The 3,403-nt window shown below is 44.7% G+C and carries 2 protein-coding genes and 1 pseudogene; 2 read left to right on the forward strand and 1 reads right to left on the reverse strand.

Translation table 11 applies throughout. From position 1 onward, the window contains the following. The coding region (locus GRP75_RS22000; RefSeq protein WP_160790359.1) for an endonuclease MutS2 at positions 1-1,617 on the reverse strand (1,617 nt) is incomplete at its 3' end. 789 nt (positions 1,618-2,406) lie between these two features. On the opposite strand from GRP75_RS22000, the gene GRP75_RS22005 reads away from it, so the two are divergent. Together GRP75_RS22005 and GRP75_RS22010 are read left to right on the forward strand one after the other, a co-directional pair. Beyond that, entirely contained in the window at positions 2,407-3,081 is a 675-nt protein-coding gene (locus tag GRP75_RS22005) for a response regulator transcription factor (RefSeq protein WP_160790360.1), read from the forward strand. Continuing rightward, positions 3,078-3,403 (forward strand): annotated as a pseudogene (locus GRP75_RS22010) (two-component sensor histidine kinase); the annotation flags it as partial. The gene GRP75_RS22005 and the pseudogene GRP75_RS22010, both read left to right, overlap by 4 nt.

Raw genomic sequence — 3,403 nt, forward strand, 5'->3', positions numbered from 1 at the left:
TGCTTTTTTAGGGAGAGGCTTATTTGCATCATCAGACTTTTCATCATCTACAGAAGGGGGAATAACAAACGATTCCTGTGTTTTCCGAGACACTCTGCCTGCAGAAATGGCCTCAGAACGCTCGATAATACGTGTCCACATGCCCAGCTTCAAGGCAATCGCATATGCATAGCTTTCTCCGGCCTCTCCAATGCGAAGTCGGTACAATGGTTGCAGCGTTTCGGTATCAAACTCCATACGAGCATTCTGAAATCCCGGTGTGTTTTCAGCAAAATGCTTGATTTCGCTAAAGTGGGTTGTAGCCACTACTGTCGCCCGGCGACGGTGGAATTCTTCTAGCAACGCGATAGAGAGGCCTACCCCTTCTCCCGGATCGGTACCAGATGCCATCTCGTCAATCAGGATCAGAGTAGAGTTGCCCGTCGTTTCTAAAATGCTAATCATGTTGCGGATGTGTGCAGAAAAGGTGCTCAAAGCATGTTCAATGCTTTGTCCATCCCCGATGTCAACCACAATTTCCTCGAATACAGCCATTCGGCTGCCATGCAAAACAGGTACCAGTAGCCCAGATTGCACCATTAATGTTAATAGACCGACGCTTTTGAGGGCCATCGTTTTTCCGCCTGTGTTCGGTCCGGTGATGATGAGTGAGGAATATCCTTCACCAATTGAGAAATCAAGCGGCACCATGGTATTGGACATCAACGGGTGACGTGCACCTCGGATGTCTATAATCCCGTCAAGGTTAAGTTCGACAGGGACAGCATCCAGAGTCATGGCGTATTTGGCTTTTGCCAATAAAAAATCCAGTACACCTACCGTCTCTGTATTGATGCTTAGTTCCCGATTGTATAACTCAGCCATTGCCGTCAGGTCTCCCAGTACTTTCATTTCTTCTTTTGATTCTTCTGCCATGTTCGCGCTCTGATCGAATTGCAGATTCGTGATCTCGGCAGGTTCAACGTAAACCGTTTGACCACTTCCCGATTCATCCAGTACATTGCCTTTCACTTGTTTACGGAATTCTTTTTTGATTGGAAGCACGTAACGGCCATTGCGCTGACTAATCATATTTTCCTGCATAATGGATCGGTGACGGCTGGTGAGAGAGTCAAGTTTTCTCTTGATACGTTCTTCAGTAACCGCAATTTTTTTGCGAATTTTAGCTAGTTCTTTACTGGCGATATCCGTCACACGTCCCGAATGAATACATCTTTCGATTTCGGATAGAAGTGGCTCCATGCTATACATGGAAGATGCATAAGCGCTGACGGTTGGAGCAGCGTCCGCCTTGGAATGCATATATTTTATTAGTTGAATGCAGCTTCTAATGAATTGGGCCATATGAGAAAAATCGAGCTCGCTGAACATATACCCGGTTCCGAGCAGATGAAGAATGTGCTCCATTCCTTCCAACGAAGGAACAGGGACGCTTGCTCCATGGCGAATGATCTGTAAGGCTTCGTTCGTTTCGTTAAGACGAATCTTAATTGTACGGATATCAGCAATTGGCCGCATAGAAGCAGCGTGACGCTTACCCAGGTAAGAAAAAGCACATTCGGAAACTCTTGTTTTAATTTGATCATATTCCAAACGCAGCATTGTAGTTTCGTTCATGAATAAATCGCTCCTTTAGTTGTGTAGTGTCAGGATTTTGGAAACCTTGCTGTTAAAATAAAAAAGGGCGGAGAATGAACAAAACGTTCATTCTCCGCCCTTAAAGAAAGAGGGAATTTATCATCAAATAAGCCTGTTATGCAGCTTTTGTAGTTCCGAGTTCCGTGTTTCCAATTTATTCACGCAACAGCTCTTTTCTAAGCTATTTGGATCGAATGGAAGACGTTTAAAGGGAAGTTACAAAATCTGAAAACAAAAAAACCGCGCTGAACACAGCACGGAATAGGGCCTGGATGAAGATAATCCCGAAGGCGATTTATGATATCCGCATGTTCTTAACTAATATCAGGGTAACAACAAAGCAACAAACAAACCTGTCCCCGAAGGGTACAAGCGCCTGATGATACTCCCTGAATATGCAATTGCTTAGTTAAGAACGTTCACCGACATCAAAATCTCTCCCTTAATTGAAGATATAACCATACTATACGATTGGACAGGCATTGAAGTCAAGGCCGACTTCTTTAATTCGATACAATGGTGATCATAATAATAACATAATATATATTATGTTAACCTAGGTAGGGATTTAAGACGTCCGCAGTACCCGCCCTTTTCAGAAGAATCCGCACCTTGTCAGGACAACAGGGCCATGATGAGGGCTCTGAGACCTGCGGAAACCGGGAGGAATAACACTGTAAAATTATAGGAAGAATAGGAGCGATTCAATTTTATTTATAGTATAATGGTTACTTCAATATGGGATGAAAACAGGGAAAGAGGAAACGAATGCCTACTATACTGGTTGCTGACGACGATGCGAACATTCGCGAACTCGTCTGTTTATTTCTACGCAACGACGGATTCGCAACAGCCGAAGCCGCAGACGGCAAGGAAGCACTGAACGTCTACGCTACAACGCATGTCGATCTTGTCGTGCTCGATATTATGATGCCGATAATGGATGGTTGGACGTTATGCAAGGAGCTCAGAAGAGCCAATCCTGATCTTCCCTTACTTATGCTGACTGCGAGAGGCGAAACATGGGAGAAAGTGAAAGGTTTCGAACTTGGAACAGATGATTATTTGACGAAACCGTTTGATCCACTGGAATTGACAGTTCGGGTCAGAGCACTGCTGAAACGCTATCGGATTGGCACCACGCAGATGATCCAGTTCGGCAACATCATCCTTGATCGGCAGACCTATAAGGTGATGAGAGGGACGGAGTCGCTCACGTTGCCGCTCAAGGAGTTCGAATTGCTGTATAAGCTCGCTGGAACACCTGGACAAGTGTATACGCGCGAGCAGTTGATCGATCAAATTTGGGGGATCGATTATACTGGAGATGATCGAACGATAGACGTACATATTAAACGCCTGCGCGAACGGTTCGCTACAACACCCGATTTTCGTATCGAGACGGTGCGTGGACTTGGCTACCGGCTTGAGGTTTACGAATGATCAGATCCTTATATACACGTGTTGTCCTGACATTTCTGCTCTCCGTCCTCGCGGGCACGATCATTGCTTTTTTTGTAACATTTTGGGTGTTTGAAGAGAAATTGAACGAAAATTTGCAAACCACCTTATTTAACTTTGGTCAGGACATTGTCCGGGTTTACGAAACCATTCCGTTACGTGAAGCGGACTTATTCGTAAGTGGAATGAAACAACTCGATTCCTATTATATTCGAATTTTTGATGAAACGGGGCAGTTCCAGTCTTACGGAGCGCTTAACGGACAAAAACCTGTTACTGTGACGATGGATCAAGTAAGGAAAGT

Source organism: Paenibacillus sp. OT2-17, from assembly GCF_009827695.1.
Classification (GTDB): Bacteria; Bacillota; Bacilli; order Paenibacillales; family Paenibacillaceae; genus Paenibacillus; species Paenibacillus polymyxa_B.

Excerpts from the sequence above, each read along its gene's own strand:
- GRP75_RS22005 (WP_160790360.1), top strand. The coding sequence starts at position 2,407 with ATGCCTACTATACTGGTTGCTGACGACGATGCGAACATTCGCGAACTC.